Source organism: Caballeronia humi (assembly GCF_001544475.1).
GTDB classification, from domain to species: domain Bacteria; phylum Pseudomonadota; class Gammaproteobacteria; order Burkholderiales; family Burkholderiaceae; genus Caballeronia; species Caballeronia humi.
Genome location: NZ_FCNW02000036.1, coordinates 44,911 through 62,005, shown reverse-complemented (window position 1 = coordinate 62,005; position 17,095 = coordinate 44,911). Strand labels below are relative to the sequence as shown.

The window sequence follows — 17,095 nt, the reverse complement described above, 5'->3', positions numbered from 1 at the left end:
CAGGCGATCCTCGCGGTATCGCTCGATCAGGCAAAGCTCGAAGCGATGCCGGTCAATGAATACGTCGATCTGTACGTAATCTAGTCAGTCAAACAGAAACGTTGCATCGAAGATATTTCCTCTTAAAGCCCACGGAAAAAAATCATGGCCCACAATCTCCACAAAACGCTTAAGGAATTCGACAGCGGCTCCGGCAAAGGCAAGTTCTACTCGCTGCCGGCGCTCGGGAAAGAGCTGAACGTCAAGATCGAGCGCCTGCCGGTGTCGATCCGCATCGTGCTGGAATCGGTGCTGCGCAACTTCGACGGCAAGAAGATCGCCGAAGAGCACATCGAGCAACTCGCGAACTGGAAGCCGACTGCAGCCCGCACCGACGAAATCCCGTTCGTCGTCGCGCGCGTGGTGCTGCAGGACTTTACCGGCGTGCCGCTCCTCGCCGACATCGCCGCAATGCGCGGTGTCGCGAAGCGCGCGGGCAAGGACCCGAAGGCGATCGAGCCGCTCGTGCCGGTCGATCTGGTGGTCGACCACTCGGTGCAGATCGACCACTTCCGCGAGCCGAACGCGCTCGACCTGAACATGAAACTGGAATTTCAGCGCAACAACGAGCGCTACCAGTTCATGAAGTGGGGCATGCAGGCATTCGACACGTTCAAGGTCGTGCCGCCGGGCGTCGGCATCGTGCACCAGGTGAACCTCGAATACCTCGCGCGCGGCGTGCACAAGAAATCGGATAACGGCGACACCGTGTACTACCCGGACACGCTCGTCGGCACCGACAGCCACACGACGATGATCAACGGCATCGGCGTGGTGGGCTGGGGCGTGGGCGGCATCGAAGCGGAAGCGGGCATGCTCGGCCAACCGGTATACTTCCTCACGCCGGACGTGGTCGGCGTCGAGCTGAAGGGCAAGGTGCGCGAAGGCGTGACGGCGACCGATCTCGTTCTGACGGTCACCGAATTGCTGCGCAAGGAAAAGGTCGTCGGCAAGTTCGTCGAGTTCTTCGGCGAAGGCACGGCGTCGCTCTCGCTGCCGGACCGCGCGACGATCGGCAACATGGCGCCGGAATACGGCGCGACGATGGGCTTCTTCCCCGTCGATGAAAAGACCATCGAATACTTCAGGGGCACGGGCCGCACCGACGCGGAAATCTCGGCCTTCGAAAACTACTTCAAGGCGCAGAACCTGTTCGGTATTCCGAAAGCAGGCGACATCGACTTCACGAAGACGCTCACGCTCGACCTGAGCACCGTGGCGCCGTCGCTCGCTGGCCCGAAGCGTCCACAGGACCGCATCGAAATCGGCAATGTGAAGTCGAACTTCACGGAACTGTTCTCGAAGCCGGTCGGCGAAAACGGCTTCGCGAAGAAGCCCGCTGATCTCAACGCGCAATACACCACGACCAACGGCGTCAACGTGAAGAACGGCGACATCCTGATTGCTGCAATCACGTCCTGCACGAACACGTCGAACCCGAGCGTGCTGCTCGCGGCCGGCCTGCTCGCGAAGAAGGCGGTCGAGGCGGGCCTCACGGTCGCGCCGCACATCAAGACGTCGCTTGCGCCGGGATCGCGCATCGTGACCGAGTACCTGACGAAGACGGGCCTCATGCCCTACCTCGACCAGCTCGGCTTCACGCTCGCCGCTTACGGCTGCACGACGTGTATCGGCAACGCGGGCGATCTTACGCCGGAACTGAACGACGCGATCACCAAGAACGACATCGTCGCGGCGGCCGTGCTGTCGGGCAACCGCAACTTCGAGGCGCGCATTCACCCGAACATCCGTGCGAACTTCCTGGCATCGCCGCCGCTGGTGGTCGCATACGCGATCGCGGGCAACATCACGCGCGACCTGATGACCGAGCCGGTCGGCACCAACAAGGAAGGCCGCGACATTTTCCTGGGCGACATCTGGCCGACGAGCGAGGAAGTGCATTCGCTGCTCAAGTTCGCGCTCGACGCCGACGCATTCCGCAAGAACTACTCGCAGCTCACGAAGGAAGGCGATCTCTGGAGCAAGATCGCGGGCGAAACGGGTCAGGTCTACGACTGGCCGAAGTCGACCTACATCGCGGAGCCGCCGTTCTTCGGCAGCGACTTCTCGATGCAGCCGGCCGACAGCATCCCGGCCGTGAAGGGCGCGCGTCCGCTCGGCATCTTCGGTGACTCGGTCACGACCGACCACATCAGCCCGGCGGGTTCGATCAAGGAAGATTCACCGGCGGGCAAGTGGCTGAAGGCGAACGGCGTGCAGAAGGCCGACTTCAACAGCTACGGATCGCGTCGCGGCAATCACGACGTGATGATGCGCGGCACCTTCGCGAACGTGCGGATCAAGAACCTGATGATTCCGCCGAAAGCGGATGGCGCGCGCGTCGAAGGCGGCCTGACGATCCATCAGCCGAGCGGCGAACAACTGTCGATCTACGATGCGGCGATGAAATACATCGACGCAGGCACGCCGACCGTCGTGTTCGCGGGCGAGGAATATGGCACGGGTTCGTCGCGCGACTGGGCGGCGAAGGGTACGCAACTGCTCGGCGTGAAGGCCGTGGTCGCGCGCAGCTTCGAACGGATCCACCGTTCGAATCTCGTCGGCATGGGCGTGCTGCCGCTGCAGTTCAAGGGCCTGGACAGCGTGCAGACGCTCGGAATCACTGGCGATGAAACCTTCGACATCGAAGGCCTGACCGACAACATCAAGCCACAGCAGGAAGTGACGCTCGTGATCCGCAGCAAGGACGGCAGCGAAAAGCGCGTGGCGGTGCTGCTGCGGATCGATACGCCGATCGAAGTCGATTACTACAAGCACGGCGGGATTCTGCCGTTCGTGCTGCGTTCGCTGCTCGCAGCGTAAATCGACTCGAAGCAGCTTTGCAGGTGACCGCGCTCGATGTGAGTGCGGGAACGTTGAACCCGGCCACGGCCGGGTTTTTTTATACGCCTGCGTTCAAGACGCCATCACACGCGTAGCCGACGGACGGCGTGCAAACCACGCGATCACGCGTTCGACCCAGTGCTTGCGGGGCGCCGATACCGACGCCATCGAAAAGCGCCCGCCCTCTTCGGCCGCGCTGACCCAGATCGTCGAGTAGGGTTGCAGTTCGAGCGATTCGCCCGCGCGCAGCCAGATATCGCCGCCTTCGCCTTCGACGGTGACCCAAAGCTGGCCGTGCGTCACCTTCAGGGTTTGAGGACGGTCGATGAACCAGCCAGTGGGAACATCGCGCCGATCGAGTTCGTAATACCGGAATTCACGCATTTTGCCGCTCCTGAGTGCGCGTCGCGAAACGTAACGCATGCGGTTCGAACTTTTACGGTGCTGACAGCGGCCGCCGATTTGTCTCGCTGATGATTTCACGTTGCTCGGAAGAGCAACAAAACCGGCGGCGGGCTGTCGATACAGTTACGAACCAGTGAGGTCATTATCAAAGACTTCACTGTCAGCTTGAATGCACACTTGTGAACACTTTAGCCGAACTGTTCCGTCACAACGGGTGAACACTTGGGTTCGCGGTACGCTAGACGGTTGACAGAGAACAGCGGGGCGGTAATTCGCCGCAATGCATCCAGACGAGTCGCTCCGAGCGTGATAGCCTCTCTTGTTTGTGACAATTCAATTTCCCCAATATCGTTATGGCATATCAAAGTCCGCAGCTCACCGAATTGCTCGAAAAGCACAACGCCCTGGAAAAACAATTGGCTGAAGCGCGAGCAAAGGAAGTGCGTCTCGCGATGATCGAAATCGTGCACAAGATGCGCGAGTACGGAATCACGCTGCATGAACTGGTCGGCCGGAAGGCGACGCCGAATCCGGTTCAGGCCGAAGCCGCTCCAAAGTATCGCGATCCCGTGACCGGCGCGACCTGGAGCGGACGCGGACGCGCACCGCACTGGATCGTCGGGAAGAATCGGGACGATTTCATCGTGTCGGCGCACACCGATTCGCGCGCAGCGGCGCTCTCGCAAGCGTCGCTCTTTTCCGAAGACGCCTGAGCGAGTGATCAGGCAGCAGCATTTGAACCGTTGAAATATGGACAAGTGCCGATATTGCGAAAGAGTCCGTGACGAATGGGATTGTCACGGTGAGGAATGCCGAAGCGCGATAGCCAAAGCGCTCCGACGGCACCGCGCGGGCCTGCCGATGGTCCCCAGGACAATCCGCAACGAGGTTCCTGCCGGCGCAACGACGGGCGAGATCATCGCCGTTCTTTCGCGCCAGCGTCTGCGCGCTCGTCGTGAGAATGAAGATCGCCGCAAACGCAAACAGATGGAAGACGAGGACGTGAGCTAGCCCGCTAGCGGACGAGCAGCACCGGCACGTTACACCGTGCCAGCACACCGGTCGCCACCGATCCAAGCAGGACGTTCGCAATCCACGAGTGGCCGTGTGAACCCATCACAACTAGGTCTTGCTGTTCGGCCCTGGCGAATATGGCGATGGCTTCCGCAGCGTGACCCACCGCGTATTTAGTCGCAATGGAAAGCGAATGGCGTTTCGCCGACTCGCGCAAAGGCGACAGTATTTTCTCGGCCTCATCACGGTAATACTCATCGACGACGGCATGACTCAAATAACGCGCAGCATGCGCGGGAATCGGAGCGACCGCCGTAAATGCCGTGTAGGTGTGTCCCGGTCCGAATAGTGCGCCGTGGCTCGCAATGTAATCGAGTGTGCGCTGCGTGAATTCGCTACCGTCCACCGGCAAGAGGATATTCACGGTGACCTCGCATTGAAGCGGCTGAAGGGGTCGTCATAGTATCGGGCAGCGAACTGACGCGTTCAAGCGTGCATTTCGTCGTGATCGCGATAGTGACGGCGCGCTCGAATCCGAGTGACGAATCTTCGACCGCGAGCCTCAGCTTTTCGTGATTGCCGCGTCGGCCACTTACTGAAATAAATGATGAAACGTCTTTACATTACGATTAACTTTCATCTATAACTGCGTGTACGTGTTGCGGACTGCCTGTCACGCATCATGCCTCGGCCCGCCAGGCTTGCCTGCGGGCCTTTTTTTGTCTGGAGCTTCCGTAGTTACCCGCGCTGGTGAAAACCCTCCCGTACCTTTCACTTGACTTACTTGATATATCACATATTGTGTATCCAATCGCTGATTGCTACGTGATCGGTGACGACGGAGACGTCGGTCGACGTCCCATTACAAGGCAGCCAACGCCAAGGAGACAGTGATGGAAAGGAATCCCCACGCAGGTGCGTCGCGACCAGGTTAGTTGGGCAACGCTCGCTGCGCTGGCCCTGCTCGATTGAGCAAGGGGCAAGCGCAGGGCTTTCAACTTTGTGAGCGGATGTCGATAGCGACATCGCAACCCATCTTCCAGGAAAACCAAACATGCTCGACGCCATATCGAATCCGAGGCGCATGTCCGCCCTCTCGCCTGCAGCAAACCAAGCCATTCAAGGAGCGCCCAATGAATAACGCATCGACAGCGGCGCTTCGCCCCAACCATCCCGCCTCCGACAAAACCCGCTGGATCCAGCTTGCGGTCGGCGTAATCTGCATGATCGCGACTGCGAATATCCAGTACGCGTGGACTTTGTTCGTTCCCGAGATACAGGAAACCTACGGCTGGCCGCGCGCCAAGATCCAGATTGCCTTTACGATCTTCGTACTCGTTCAGACCTGGCTCGCACCGATCGAAGGCTACTTCATCGACAAGTTCGGCCCTCGCCTGATGGTCGCGTTCGGCGCCCTTTTCATCGGGGCGGCGTGGTGCATCAATTCGCAAGCGACCAGCCTGACGGGCTTCTATGTCGGGGCGGCGGTTGGCGGGATTGGCGTGGGATCGATCTACGCGACATGCATCAACAACGCGCTCAAGTGGTTCCCGGATCGGCGCGGCCTTGCTGTCGGCCTGACCGCCGGCGGGTATGGCGCTGGCTCGGCTGCCACGATCCTGCCCATCGCGGCGATGATCGAGTCGACGGGCTTTCAGGGGACGTTCCTGTTCTTCGGCATCCTGCAAGGGTCGCTCGCTTTCGTCGCTGCATGGTTCCTGCGCTCGCCGAAGTCCAGCGAGGTCAAGGCATCGCAGAAGCTCGTGCAGGCAAGGCGCGACTACACGCTCAAGGAAGCGATGAGCACCAGGTTGTTCTGGCTGATGTTCGTGATGTTCATCCTGGTCGTCACCGGCGGCATGATGGCCGTGGCGCAGCTCGGTGTGATCGCAAAGGATCTGGGCGTGAAGGAATTCCAGGTCGATTTGCACTTCTTCGTGATGGCTGCCCTCCCGCTCGCGCTGATGCTCGATCGCATCATGAACGGCATCTCGCGTCCACTGTTCGGCTGGATTTCGGACAACATCGGTCGCGAAAAGACGATGGTCATCGCCTTCACGCTGGAAGGGATCGGCATCATTGCTCTCGGATATTTCGGCAGCAATCCGTATGCGTTCCTGATCCTGTCGGGTGTCGTCTTTCTGGCGTGGGGCGAGGTTTATTCGCTGTTTTCGGCGCTAGCCGGCGATGCTTTCGGAACAAAGCACATCGGCAAGATTTATGGGGTGCTTTATACGGCCAAGGGAATCGGAGCGCTCTTCGTCCCGATCGGCAACCTGATGATGGAGGCCACCGGAACGTGGTCAACGGTTCTGTACACCGTCGCCGCGATGGATCTGACCGCAGCTTTTCTCGCGATCCTGATTCTGCGGCCAGTGCTTGCGACTCACGTCGCGACGTCCCGAAGTCTGTTCGCGAAGGAAACGGCTACCACTAACGCTGCTGCCGGCGCGTGACTTTTGCAGTGCCTCGAGCGAGTCTCTCAGGAGGCTCGCGTCTTAGGCGCGTTAAGCGTTTAACGACAAAAAGTAACTTTTCCCGCGAACAAAAATAAGACGTTAAGCTAATTCGTTGACAATTCTGGAGGAGACACGTGATCGTTTTCTACCATCATGGAGCAGCCATTCAGCCTTCCGTGATTCGCGTCGGCAACACGTTCATCGCGCGCGCATCGATCCTGGAAGAAGACGGCGAAGCCACTTCGCTCGGGAATCTGGGGCAATTCGCCAACCGGGACGGCGCGTTCCAGTTCGCCGTCCGATGCGCAACAGCCTTCATCGACGGCGAGTCGATGCCCGCACCTCCATTCTCCACCACGGCCCAATGAGGCTGCGGTCTCGTCCGACGATTAAATAGTTCGAGTGATCCGCGAGCGGCACAGCGTAGCGGCGTGCCGCTCGCGACTTGCGCCCGACCTTATGCACTGAGCCCTCTCCGCGTTGCTCACGCCGCGTTTCTTCATGGTGGCCGCGCCCGGTCTCGCGCCGTTCGCCGCGCGCATAGGACGACCACGACTGAAGCAATCGCAAACCCGCCCTGCTCGCTCAAACCGATTGACGCCAGTATTGAGATAAGGTCGAATATCGGGATGCACAGTACAGAACAGTTGGCCCAAACTGTTCACAAATTTCGGGCGAACACCTGCGGGGCGAGGCCTCATGCGACTTGAAATCGATTCAAAAACCGGCGTGCCGCTGACCGACCAGCTCGTCGATCAGATCGAATCGCTGATTCGCGGACGCCGCGTCCTGGCAGGCGCGAAGTTGCCGTCGATCCGCCAGCTCGCCGCCGACCAGAAGATCAGCCGCTTTCCTGTGATCGAAGCTTACGACCGGCTCGCATCGCTCGGATTGATCCAGCCGAAGCACGGTTCGGGGTTCTATGTCGCGGGCCACATCGATGACGCCGAGCGCGGCAACGGCCGCTGCAATCCGCGTCTCGCCGAAGAGGAATCGAACCAGATCCTGCAGCAGTTCAACTACCCTGGCGAGACGCTGAAGCTTTCGAGCGGGTTCATCCCAGAGTCGTGGCGCGACGTCGACGGGCTCACGCAGGCGATACGTCACGCGTCGCGCATGGACGTGAGCAGCGTGATCGACTACGCGATGCCCTACGGCGATGCGAGCCTGCGCCACCAGGTGCAGATGCGACTGCACCTGCTCGGCATCGACGCCGATCTGAAAAATCTGATGATCACGTGCGGCGCGAGTCAGGCACTCGATCTCGTCGTGCGTTTCATGCTGAAGCCGGGCGATACGGTGTTCGTCGAAGATCCCGGCTATTACAACCTCTTCGGCTTGCTGAAGCTGCAGGGTGTGAAGCTCGTCGGCGTGCCGCGTCTCGCGACCGGCCCCGACGTCGATGCCGCCGAGGAACTGCTCAAGATTCATCAGCCAAAACTGTTCTTCATCAACACCGTTTTCCAGAATCCGACCGCGACCAATGTCGCGCCGCAAGTCGCGTTCAAGTTGCTGCAACTCGCGCAGCAATATGGCTTTTCGCTCGTCGAGGATGACATTTACGCCGACTTCCAGGCCGTGCCGACGCAGCGCCTGGCTTCGCTCGATCAACTCGATCGCGTGATTTACGTGGGAGGGTTGTCGAAGACGCTTTCGTCGTCGCTCAGGATCGGGTACATCGCGGCGAATGCGGAACTCGTCAAGAATCTCGTCGACGTCAAAGTGCTGACGAGCCTCGGCGGCACGCGTTTCAGCGAAGCCGTCGCGGCGAATCTGCTGGAGCGCGGCACGTATCGTAAGTATCTCGAGCGGCTGCGCCGGCGTGTGCGCGATGCACTTTCCGGAGCGGTTCAACAACTCGAAGCATGCGGTTGGGACGTCTTCGATGAACCGAGCGGTGGCAATTTCGTGTGGGCCAGGGTGCCGGGCATTGACGATTCGACAGTGCTCGTCGATGAAGCGCTGAAGTACGGCGTGACGCTCGCGCCGGGCAACTACTATCGGCCGAGCGGCGACGATTGCGCGTATGTGCGGATCAACTCGGCGCATACGGGCGACGCGCGCGCCGTGCGGTTCTTCGAAGCGATGGGAGAGCGCGTCCCAAAAAACTAGTTGCATAGCGAACTTGTATCTCCTACACTGCCCTCATGTTCGATCAATGCCTCTACTTCAACACCACCGCGCTGGCTCGCGTTCTTGAACGCGAGTGGACGAAGGCGTTCAAGCCATTCGGGCTGACGCCGTCGCAGGCTTTCATGCTGCGGGCGATTCTCGACAAGCCGGGCTTGCTGCAAAGCGAGCTTGCCGCCGGGCTCGCCATCTCGCGTCCCACCGCCACGCGCTCGCTCGACGGGTTGCAGAAAATGGCGCTGATCGAGCGCTGGTCCACGGATCGTGATGGCCGCGAGTCCGCCGTTCACGCAACGGAGCGCGGTAAATCGATGAAAGCCGACCTCAACGCGGCAAGCGCGGAAGTGACGAAGCGCTTGAAGAAAAAGCTGGGCGCCGCGCACTTCGACGATTCGGTATTGAAGATGAAAGGCATTCGCGCGCTGCTCGACTGATTTTTTTTGACCTTATAGTTGCATTGCTAACTACACATCGATGGAGAAACGTCATGCCGATTCTCAACGTGAAAGTCAGTGCCAAAAAATCGCCCGAACTGACGCGGGACATCTCGGAATTACTGCTGGATCTCACCACGCGCATCCTTGGAAAGAAGCGTGAAGTGACAGCCATTGCGATCGATTTCGTCGATCGCGACAGTTGGGTCGTAGGCGGGGAATTGCTGAGCGAGCAGAACAGGAACAGCTTCTACTTCGACATAAAGATCACCGACGAAACGAACACGAAAGACGAGAAGGCGCGCTATATCAAGGAAGCCTTCGCGGGCTTCGAACGGATTCTCGGCAACCTGCATGAAGAAAGCTATATCTACGTGCAGGACGTGAAAGCGGCGTCGTATGGGTATGGTGGATATACGCAGGAATATCGCTACCATCATTAGATGCAAAAGCGCCCGCCGTTCGGCGGGCGCTTTTCGTGTCCGCGAATTACATCGGCGGCACGACGCCATCCTTCTCAACAACGATCCGCTGCGCCGCGAACTGAGTACCGTTCACCGGGCTCGCGACGATGAATACTTTCTTGCCCGCGATCAGATCGGTGCGAGCGGCCGGAGCGAATGTCACGACCGGTACGTTCTCGGGCACCGTCACCGAATTGTTGCCGCCCTTGTATGACAGCTTGAGGTCGCGACCGCTCGTGGCTTGCACGACGCTGTCCACGTTCGCGTTCGTCATCGAACTGTTCGGACCCAAATCCCATGCGTAGTGACCTTCGCCCGTGCCGCGTGCGGCCTCGGGGAACACTAGCACTTCGGTGGCGGTCAGCTTGCCGTCGGTGCCGGTCGTCGCAGCCGTGCCGACGAACGAGCCGGGCTTGATGTCCTCCAGCTTGATGTTCTTCACAGCCGTGACCGGAACGCTCGACTTCACGTCGATCGTCACGGTGTCGCCGCTGCGTCGATGGACCGTCAGCGTGTCGCCAGTCAGCGAGACGATTTCGCCGCGAATGCGCGTGGGCTTCGCAGCAGGCGTCTGCGCGAACGCAGCCGAAGCGATGACAAACGTGGCAACAGCAGCGCCGAGTTTCAATTGCAGTTTCATGAAGTCTCCTTGGAGGGAACAGCAAAAAAGCGAGCGGCAGACTCAGGACCCGCCGAACCAGTTGTAGCCCTGGTTCTCCCAGTAGCCGCCGGGGTAGTCGTTCGTCACGGTGATCGAGACGATGTGCTTCGGATTTTTGTAGCCGAGCTTGGTCGGCATGCGCAGCTTCATCGGAAAGCCGTATTTCGGCGGCAGGACCTGGCCGTCGTAAGTGAGCGTGAGCAGCGTCTGCGCGTGCAGCGCGGTCGGCATGTCGATGCTCGTCGAGTAGTTATCCGCGCAATGGAACGCGACGTACTTGGCCGTCGTGTCGGCGCCGGAGCGCTTGAGGAAATCGGCAAAGCGCACGCCACCCCACTTGCCGATCGCGCTCCATCCTTCGATACAGATATGCCGCGTCACCTGGCTTTCCTGCGGTAACGCGCGCAGCTCTTCGAGCGTCCAGACGCGCTGGCCTTTGGCTAAACCGCCGACCTGCAAGCGATACGTCGAAGCATCGACCTCGGGCACCTCATCGATGTCATAGAACGCGTTGAATGGAAACGGTCGCGTGATCATCGATTCGGGATAGGTCGGCGCGAGCTTGTTCGGATCGAAAAGCAAGGCCTGAGCGTCGTCGTTGAACGAGGACATCTTGCGCAGCATCGCGTTGACCGATTTATCGTTGGTGAGGTCACAGCCTGAGAGCATCGCGAGACCGCCGAGCGTGAGAATGCGCTTGCCGAAGAGCCGCCGCGCGGGCGCCTTCAATTCCTTCTGCGCATCCTTGACGATCGACTCGGCGTCCAGACCCAAAGCGCCCGTGAAAATTTTTCGAATCGACATGAATCAGCGTCCCCGGATCATCAAGAGCAGCGAGCGCGGCACGAGCGCGACCATCACGACATGCAGCACGAAGAACGCCACCAGAAAACTCATCGCAAAGAAGTGCACGACGCGCGCCGAATCATATCCGCCCATCAGCGCGCGAAGCATCGGAAACTGCACCGACTTCCACACGGCAAGCCCCGACACGATGACGATCACGATATCCACGATCACCGCGAGATACGCGAACTTCTGCACCGCGTTGTAGTGCGTGAGATCGTCGTGCTTGAGCTTGCCGCGGAACGCCGCGAATGCATCGGCGATCACGCTCTTCACGCTCACCGGCCACAGCTTGCGTCGAAAGCGCCCGCTCGCCACGTTCAGCACGAGATACACGGCAAAGTTGATGACCAGCAGCCACATCGCCGCGAAGTGCCACAGGAGCGCGCCGCCGAGCCATCCGCCGAGCGTGATGCTCGCAGGAAACGTGATCGACTTGAAGATCGGCGAGGCATCGTAGATTTGCCAGCCGCTCGTCACCATCGCAACGACCGCGAGCGCGTTGATCCAGTGCGTGATGCGAACCCAGCCCGGCTGAACGGTTTGCTGTAGCTGCTGTGTCATTGGGCCTCGGCGGGAGTGGTGAATCATGAGGTGAAATCGTAGCGGCGCGGCTCTGATGCACGCATGACTGCTCAATGACTTTTTTGTCATTTTCGCGAGCCACGTCCGCATGCTCGCTAGAATGTGCTCACACCATTCATCGCAACGCGCATGACCATTCTCGTTATCGAAGACGACCGCAAGACGGGCGACTATCTGAAGAAGGGGCTCACCGAGTCCGGCTATCAGGTTGATCTCGTTCGTAACGGCACCGACGGGCTCCATCAGGCGCTCGCGCATCCGTACGAACTGATCGTGCTCGACGTCATGCTGCCCGGCATCGACGGATGGCAGATCATGTCGGCGTTGCGCGCGAAACGTGACCTGCCTGTCATTTTTCTGACGGCGCGCGATCACGTCACCGATCGTATCCACGGCCTCGAACTCGGCGCCGACGACTATCTCGTCAAGCCCTTTTCCTTCACCGAACTCGTGCTGCGCATCCGCACGCTGCTGCGGCGCGGCGTGGTGCGTGAAGCCGATGTGTTCCAGATCGCCGACTTGCACGTCGATGTCCTGCGCCGCAAAGTCACGCGTCAGGGCATCGACATCGCACTGACCAACAAGGAGTTCGCGCTGCTGCATCTCTTTTGCAGGCGGCAAGGCGAAGCCCTCTCGCGCACGCTGATCGCATCGGAAGTGTGGGACATGAATTTCGACAGCGATACCAACGTGGTCGACGTCGCCATCAAGCGATTGCGCGCGAAGCTCGACCAGCCGTTCGACATCAAGCTGATTCACACGGTGCGCAGCATCGGCTATTCGTTCGGAGAGAATCCTTGAACGCGAAGTGGCCGACGCATTCGCTCGCTGTTCGCATCACCTGCCTCTTTGCACTGATCGTATGCGTGGTAGTCGGCATGGTCGGCGCGTCGCTGTATCAGGCGACGAATTCCGCGCTCTCCACACGCGCGGACTATCAACTGATTGGGCGTGTCGAGCACTTTCGGTCGTTGCTGCACGACATGTACACGATCACGCAGATCGAATCACGTCCGCGCCTTTTCGAAACGATGCTCGGCGACAGGCAGGACGTCATCATCTTTCGCCGCGCGGGCGTCGCGCCGTTCATCAACGTGAATCCTGAACAGAGGCCGCTGCCGCCGCTCACGCCCGTGCCCGTGACGCAACCCGTCACGCTCGATGCGCTCTACGAAGGCAAGAGCGCCGACGGCGTGCGCATGCGCTGGGTCGCGGCGCAGGCGCAGATCGGCGAGAGCGGCGAGACGGTCGAGATCATCGCCGCCCACACGATGACGCAGGAAGCACGAGTGCTCTCCGCGTACCTCGTGCGCGTGTGGATCAACGTGATCGGCGCCGTGGTCGTGACCGTGCTGCTCGCATACTGGGTATCGAGCCGCGGCCTGCAGCCGCTCACGAAGATGGCCGCGAAGGCCGCCGAGATCACGCCGAACCGGATGTCGGCGCGGCTCGATGTCGCGAACGCACCGGCAGAATTGCAGGGCCTCGCGGAGTCGTTCAACGCGATGCTCGACCGCCTCGCAACGGGCTATGAACGTCTGCTGCAATTCTCGGCGGACCTCGCGCACGAGGTGCGCACGCCGATCGGCGTATTGATCGGCCAGACGCAGGTCACGCTCGCGCATACGCGCAGCACCGGCGAATATCGCAGCGTGCTCGAATCGAATCTGGAGGAGCTGGAACGCCTGGGAAGGATCGCGCAGAACATTCTGTTTCTCGCGCAGGCCGATCATGAAGAGCAGCAGATCGAACGCACGCATTTGTCGATCCGCGAAGAGCTCGAAACAATCAGCACTTACTTCGAAGGCATCGCCGACGAGCGGCAGATCACCTTCGATGTTCAAGCCGAAGGCGAAATGGTTGCGCATGCAATCATGTGCCGGCGCGCGATCGGTAACGTCGTCGTGAATGCGGTGCGATATGCGACGCCGGGCACCGTCGTACGCCTGTCGGGACGCGCGGACGAAGAAGGCGCAAGCATCGTGATCGGCAATCAGGGGAAAGCGATCAGTGAGGAAGAACTGACTCGTCTCTTCGACCGCTTCTATCGCGGCGATGCGGCCCGCAGCGAGTTCACGGAATCGAGCGGACTGGGGCTTGCGATCGTGCAGGCGATCATGCGCCTGCACGGCGGCCATGCATCGGCCGCGTGCACGCGCGACGGGTGGATCGAATTCACGCTGCGCTTCGCGAACGCAGCATCATCGGCTCAAACACGCGCGGCGCAAGGCGCATCGACGTCGAGCTCCTGACGCAGCGCGAGCAGCCCGTGGATCTGCGCGACGACCGCCGCGCCTTCACCAACCGCCGCCGCCACGCGTTTCGTCGATGCCGAGCGCACGTCGCCAATCGCGAACACGCCCGGCACGCTCGTTTCCAGTGCCGGGGCGCCCGGTTCCTGTCCCTCATGCGCTTCCGGCCCAGTCAACACGAAGCCCTTGCTATCGACGCTCACGTTGCACCCCGAGAGCCACGACGTATTCGGATCGGCGCCGGTGAAGAGGAACAGATGCCGCACGGGGAACGACAACGGCCCGTCCGCCGACTTGCAGTTCACCGCCGTGAGCCCGCGATCGTCGCCATCGAGCGAGCTGATCTGCGTATGCGTGTGCAGCGTGACGTTCGGCAGCGAAGCGATGCGGTCGACGAGATAGCGCGACATGCTCGCCGCCAGCCCCGAACCGCGAATGAGCAGATGGACGTGCACGCAGTGCGACGCGAGATAGACCGCAGCCTGCCCCGCCGAATTGCCGCCGCCGACGAGCACCACTTCCGAATCCTTGCAGAGCTTCGCCTCGACGGGCGACGCCCAGTAATACGTCCCGCGCCCTTCGAAGCGCTCCAGTCCTTCGATCGCCGGGCGCCGGTAAGCCGCGCCGCTCGCGATCACGACCGTGCGCGTCGAAACGAGCGTGCCGTTCGCGAGTTCGACCTGAATCGGCGAACGGTCGCAGTGGAGCGATTTGATCTCGCTCGGGATCGCGATATGCGCGCCGAATTTCTGCGCCTGCACGAACGCGCGGCCCGCGAGCGCCTGTCCGGAGATGCCGGTCGGAAAGCCGAGATAGTTCTCGATGCGCGAGCTCGCTCCCGCTTGTCCGCCCGGCGCGCGGCAATCGAACACGGCCACCGACAACCCTTCGGACGCCGCATACACCGCCGTCGCGAGCCCGGCCGGCCCCGCGCCGACGACCGCGACATCGTAGATATGCGCGCTGTCGAATTCCGGCAGCCAGCCGAGTTGCGTCGCGACCTGGTTCTCGTCGGGTGCGCGCAGCACGGTGCCATCCGGACAGATCACGAGCGGAAAATCGGCCTTCGACGCCGATATGCGTTCCAGCAAAGCGATCGCGTCCGGATCGGCGCAGGCGTCGATCACGGTGTGCGGGTAGCCGTTACGGCGCAGGAACCCTTGCAGCGCGATCAGCTTGCCGTCGGTGGACTTGCCGAGCAGCACCGGCCCGCTGCCCTTTTCGATCAGCCCGACGCGCCGCAGGATCAGCGCGCGCATGATGCGCTCGCCGAGTTCCGCCTCGGCGATGATCAGCGCCCGCAATTGCTCTGGCGGAATCACGATGCCTTCCACGTCCTCTAGCGCGTAGCCATCGACGAGACAGGGCTTGCCCGACAACTGCGCGATTTCCGCGAGGAACTGCCCTGGCGGCTGGTCGATGATCAGATGCACGTGCCCGAGCGCGTCACGCCGGTTGATCCGCACGAGACCCTTCAGCACGACCACCATGCCCTTCCCGACGTCGCCCATCGTGAACATCGCCTCGCCGGCCTTCCAGCGCTCGATCGTGCCGAAGCGGCGCATGCGCTCGACTTCGCTCTCGGTGAGCAGCGGAAACATCTGGTGCGCGCGCGTCTGGAGCGGCGAGAACGGCGCCTCTTCGCCTCCGCTCACGGAGGGGGCGCCGACCGCCGTCGGCATGATGTTCGGATCTTCGTGCGGCGTGTCGCGCGGGGCCCAGGCGATCCCGGCCGGAAAAAAGTCGTTCGACGGCTCGCCGCCCATACTTGTACTCATGCGCGATCTCCATGTGGAAAACCAGCTTCTTGCAGGGATCCCGAACCCGCCGCCGACTTCACCGGCCACGGGCACATTGCAGCCATTTCGCCGACTTCGTCGGTCATCACCGGGTCGTCGCCCAGTTCGGTGAGCGGCGCGACTTCGAAGCCCGCGAGCCGCCACGCGTCGAGCCCGCCTGTCAGCGGCACGACGTCCTTGAAGCCCGCGTTGCGCAGCGTCTTCGCCATCCACGCCGCCGATACTTCATTCGGGCACGAGCAATAAATGATGATCTTCTGCGCCGGGTCGTATTCCAGCATGATCTTTTGCAACTCGCGTTCGTCCGCGAACACCGCGCCGGGGATCACGAACGGATCGAGCACGCGCTTTTCACGCGAACGGATATCGAAAATCGTCGGCAGCGGCTTGTTTTCCATCATCGCGTAGAGCTCGTCGACGGTGACGCGCGCCTTTTCCAGCGTCTCCATCAGCGCCCGGCGGCGCCACCAGCGGTATGCGATATACGCCGCGAGCAGCACGGCGACGACCATGCCCGCCTGCCGTCCGAGGCGCGAGAGCATCGCGAAGAGCATCTCCAGCTCCGCCGCGAACGCGACGCCGAGCCCGAGCCCGACCGCCGCCCACAGCGCGACGCCCGCGCCGTCGTGCGCGATGAAGCTGCGCAGGCGCACGCCCATCGCGCCTGCAAGCGGCACCGACACGAGCGAAAGCCCTGGGATGAATTTCGCGACGAGCAGCACGCGCACGCCCCAGCGGCCGAAAAAGCGCTCGGTTTTCTTGACGCACGTATCGCGCGAGAGCGAGAGCTTGCAGATCGTCTTGAGCGTGCGGTCGCCGTAGCGTCGGCCGCCCTGAAACCAGACGAGGTCGCCGAGCACGCCGCCCGCCACCGCGAGCGCCAGCATGCCGAGGATCGGCCAGAGCAGCGTGCCCGAGCCGCGCAGCGCCATCACCTCGACCGATGCGCCGACGACGATCAGCGTAGGCATGGCGGGCACGGGCAGCCCGAGCGCCGCGCCCATTACGTTGACGAAGACGATCGCCGGGCCGAACCGATCGACGAGGTCGTGGAGCAACATGGAATTCTCCCGCACACGAGGTGGCGTCCGAAGAGGGCGACGAAGATGTTTTTGCGATGCGCGCGAAAGCGCGGATGGGCTGCACGCGCCGATGCGTGCTGG

Annotated in this window: 17 protein-coding genes; 10 read left to right on the top strand and 7 right to left on the bottom strand. The window is 61.4% G+C overall.

All coding sequences use genetic code 11. The features are described from left to right. Window positions 1-144 precede the first annotated feature (144 nt). The gene (acnA, locus tag AWB65_RS25150; protein ID WP_087669730.1) at window positions 145-2,862 is read left to right on the top strand and encodes an aconitate hydratase AcnA; all 2,718 of its coding nucleotides are present in this window, start codon (window positions 145-147) and stop codon (window positions 2,860-2,862) included. A gap of 93 nt (window positions 2,863-2,955) precedes the next feature. Here acnA and AWB65_RS25145 read toward each other — a convergent pair whose 3' ends face one another. Then, window positions 2,956-3,267: a DUF2917 domain-containing protein gene (locus AWB65_RS25145; protein WP_087669729.1), complete on the bottom strand. Its 312-nt coding sequence runs from the start codon at window positions 3,265-3,267 to the stop codon at window positions 2,956-2,958. A 374-nt stretch (window positions 3,268-3,641) separates the two neighbouring features. On the opposite strand from AWB65_RS25145, the gene AWB65_RS25140 reads away from it, so the two are divergent. Then, window positions 3,642-4,001, top strand: coding sequence for an H-NS histone family protein (locus AWB65_RS25140; RefSeq protein WP_087669728.1), 360 nt, complete (start codon window positions 3,642-3,644; stop codon window positions 3,999-4,001). Between the two features lie 37 nt (window positions 4,002-4,038). Continuing rightward, window positions 4,039-4,299 (top strand): hypothetical protein, encoded by a 261-nt coding sequence (locus AWB65_RS37065; protein ID WP_087669727.1) that lies wholly within the window; start codon window positions 4,039-4,041, stop codon window positions 4,297-4,299. Between the two features lie 4 nt (window positions 4,300-4,303). Here AWB65_RS37065 and AWB65_RS25130 read toward each other — a convergent pair whose 3' ends face one another. Then, the gene (locus AWB65_RS25130) at window positions 4,304-4,726 is read right to left on the bottom strand and encodes a universal stress protein (protein WP_087669726.1); all 423 of its coding nucleotides are present in this window, start codon (window positions 4,724-4,726) and stop codon (window positions 4,304-4,306) included. 709 nt (window positions 4,727-5,435) lie between these two features. On the opposite strand from AWB65_RS25130, the gene oxlT reads away from it, so the two are divergent. From oxlT to AWB65_RS25105, 5 genes are all read left to right on the top strand, one after another. Continuing rightward, window positions 5,436-6,758, top strand: coding sequence for an oxalate/formate MFS antiporter (gene oxlT / locus AWB65_RS25125; RefSeq protein ID WP_087669725.1), 1,323 nt, complete (start codon window positions 5,436-5,438; stop codon window positions 6,756-6,758). Between the two features lie 140 nt (window positions 6,759-6,898). Beyond that, window positions 6,899-7,129: a hypothetical protein gene (locus AWB65_RS25120; RefSeq protein WP_087669739.1), complete on the top strand. Its 231-nt coding sequence runs from the start codon at window positions 6,899-6,901 to the stop codon at window positions 7,127-7,129. A 331-nt stretch (window positions 7,130-7,460) separates the two neighbouring features. Continuing rightward, window positions 7,461-8,873: an aminotransferase-like domain-containing protein gene (locus tag AWB65_RS25115; RefSeq protein ID WP_087669724.1), complete on the top strand. Its 1,413-nt coding sequence runs from the start codon at window positions 7,461-7,463 to the stop codon at window positions 8,871-8,873. 35 nt (window positions 8,874-8,908) lie between these two features. Beyond that, window positions 8,909-9,325 (top strand): MarR family winged helix-turn-helix transcriptional regulator, encoded by a 417-nt coding sequence (locus AWB65_RS25110; protein ID WP_087669723.1) that lies wholly within the window; start codon window positions 8,909-8,911, stop codon window positions 9,323-9,325. A gap of 53 nt (window positions 9,326-9,378) precedes the next feature. After that, the gene (locus AWB65_RS25105; RefSeq protein WP_087669722.1) at window positions 9,379-9,768 is read left to right on the top strand and encodes a tautomerase family protein; all 390 of its coding nucleotides are present in this window, start codon (window positions 9,379-9,381) and stop codon (window positions 9,766-9,768) included. 46 nt (window positions 9,769-9,814) lie between these two features. On the opposite strand, the gene AWB65_RS25100 is transcribed toward AWB65_RS25105, so the two are convergent. From AWB65_RS25100 to AWB65_RS25090, 3 genes are read right to left on the bottom strand one after another with little or no spacing between them, the layout of a single operon-like run. Then, complete coding sequence (locus AWB65_RS25100) at window positions 9,815-10,429, bottom strand: hypothetical protein (RefSeq protein ID WP_087669721.1); 615 nt, start codon at window positions 10,427-10,429, stop codon at window positions 9,815-9,817. Between the two features lie 42 nt (window positions 10,430-10,471). Further along, a complete protein-coding gene (locus AWB65_RS25095) occupies window positions 10,472-11,254 on the bottom strand; it encodes a molybdopterin-dependent oxidoreductase (RefSeq protein WP_087669720.1) in 783 nt (260 codons plus the stop codon). A gap of 3 nt (window positions 11,255-11,257) precedes the next feature. Next, a complete protein-coding gene (locus AWB65_RS25090) occupies window positions 11,258-11,860 on the bottom strand; it encodes a cytochrome b/b6 domain-containing protein (protein WP_087669719.1) in 603 nt (200 codons plus the stop codon). 150 nt (window positions 11,861-12,010) lie between these two features. Between AWB65_RS25090 and AWB65_RS25085 the strand changes: the two genes are divergently transcribed. Further along, a complete protein-coding gene (locus AWB65_RS25085; protein WP_087669718.1) occupies window positions 12,011-12,682 on the top strand; it encodes a heavy metal response regulator transcription factor in 672 nt (223 codons plus the stop codon). Continuing rightward, on the top strand, window positions 12,679-14,133 hold the full coding sequence (locus tag AWB65_RS25080) for a heavy metal sensor histidine kinase (RefSeq protein WP_087669717.1): 1,455 nt from the start codon (window positions 12,679-12,681) through the stop codon (window positions 14,131-14,133). Before AWB65_RS25085 ends, AWB65_RS25080 begins: the two co-directional genes overlap by 4 nt. Here the strand turns inward: AWB65_RS25080 and AWB65_RS25075 are convergent. Both AWB65_RS25075 and AWB65_RS25070 read right to left on the bottom strand, forming a co-directional pair. Further along, window positions 14,091-15,911, bottom strand: a complete 1,821-nt coding sequence (locus tag AWB65_RS25075; RefSeq protein WP_087669716.1) for an FAD-dependent oxidoreductase — start codon at window positions 15,909-15,911, stop codon at window positions 14,091-14,093. The two genes, AWB65_RS25080 and AWB65_RS25075, sit on opposite strands and share 43 nt — an antisense overlap. Then, window positions 15,908-16,990, bottom strand: coding sequence for a DedA family protein/thiosulfate sulfurtransferase GlpE (locus AWB65_RS25070; RefSeq protein ID WP_087669738.1), 1,083 nt, complete (start codon window positions 16,988-16,990; stop codon window positions 15,908-15,910). Before AWB65_RS25070 ends, AWB65_RS25075 begins: the two co-directional genes overlap by 4 nt. Window positions 16,991-17,095: the final 105 nt, after the last annotated feature.

What these genes read in the sequence shown, in the direction of transcription:
- AWB65_RS25115 (WP_087669724.1), top strand. Translation starts at nt 7,461, where the DNA reads ATGCGACTTGAAATCGATTCAAAAACCGGCGTGCCGCTGACCGACCAG.
- AWB65_RS37065 (WP_087669727.1), top strand. Translation starts at nt 4,039, where the DNA reads ATGGACAAGTGCCGATATTGCGAAAGAGTCCGTGACGAATGGGATTGT.
- AWB65_RS25090 (WP_087669719.1), bottom strand. Translation starts at nt 11,860, where the DNA reads ATGACACAGCAGCTACAGCAAACCGTTCAGCCGGGCTGGGTTCGCATC.
- acnA (WP_087669730.1), top strand. Translation starts at nt 145, where the DNA reads ATGGCCCACAATCTCCACAAAACGCTTAAGGAATTCGACAGCGGCTCC.
- AWB65_RS25100 (WP_087669721.1), bottom strand. Translation starts at nt 10,429, where the DNA reads ATGAAACTGCAATTGAAACTCGGCGCTGCTGTTGCCACGTTTGTCATC.
- oxlT (WP_087669725.1), top strand. Translation starts at nt 5,436, where the DNA reads ATGAATAACGCATCGACAGCGGCGCTTCGCCCCAACCATCCCGCCTCC.
- AWB65_RS25145 (WP_087669729.1), bottom strand. Translation starts at nt 3,267, where the DNA reads ATGCGTGAATTCCGGTATTACGAACTCGATCGGCGCGATGTTCCCACT.
- AWB65_RS25085 (WP_087669718.1), top strand. Translation starts at nt 12,011, where the DNA reads ATGACCATTCTCGTTATCGAAGACGACCGCAAGACGGGCGACTATCTG.
- AWB65_RS25095 (WP_087669720.1), bottom strand. Translation starts at nt 11,254, where the DNA reads ATGTCGATTCGAAAAATTTTCACGGGCGCTTTGGGTCTGGACGCCGAG.
- AWB65_RS25105 (WP_087669722.1), top strand. Translation starts at nt 9,379, where the DNA reads ATGCCGATTCTCAACGTGAAAGTCAGTGCCAAAAAATCGCCCGAACTG.
- AWB65_RS25110 (WP_087669723.1), top strand. Translation starts at nt 8,909, where the DNA reads ATGTTCGATCAATGCCTCTACTTCAACACCACCGCGCTGGCTCGCGTT.
- AWB65_RS25140 (WP_087669728.1), top strand. Translation starts at nt 3,642, where the DNA reads ATGGCATATCAAAGTCCGCAGCTCACCGAATTGCTCGAAAAGCACAAC.
- AWB65_RS25075 (WP_087669716.1), bottom strand. Translation starts at nt 15,911, where the DNA reads ATGAGTACAAGTATGGGCGGCGAGCCGTCGAACGACTTTTTTCCGGCC.